General features: G+C 43.5%; 1 protein-coding gene. It reads left to right on the forward strand.

All coding sequences use genetic code 11. The features are described from left to right. Positions 1-32 precede the first annotated feature (32 nt). On the forward strand, positions 33-444 hold a 412-nt coding region (locus GFC01_RS18195; RefSeq protein ID WP_152948514.1), incomplete at its 3' end, for a tryptophan transporter.

The raw sequence follows: 444 nt of genomic DNA on the forward strand, positions 1-444 counted from the left end.
CCTATAAGAGCTTAGCAGAGGAGAGCATAGAAATGAAAACAAAAGAATTAGTGATTATGTCATTGCTTGCAGCAATGGGCGCTGTTTTGCATACGATTTTCCCGCCCATCTTTTTCGGAATGAAACCTGATATGATGCTGGTCATGATGTTTTTAAGCATCATCCTTTTCCCAAAGGTTCAGCATGTTGTCGTGATTGCGCTAGTGACTGGCGTGATTTCTGCATTAACAACGGGATTCCCAGGCGGACAAATTCCGAATATGATTGATAAACCAGTGACAGCCTTTATCTTCCTAGCCCTTTTCTTATCTTGCTTAAAGATAAAGAACAAAGTGGTGCTGACCGCTGTGTTAACTGCGATTGGAACCATCGTATCCGGTGTGATTTTCCTATCTGCCGCTTTACTGATCACTGGACTGCCAGCTGCATTACCGGCACTTCTTG

The organism is Desulfofundulus thermobenzoicus (genome assembly GCF_009428905.1).
Lineage (GTDB): Bacteria > Bacillota > Desulfotomaculia > Desulfotomaculales > Desulfovirgulaceae > Desulfofundulus_A > Desulfofundulus_A thermobenzoicus.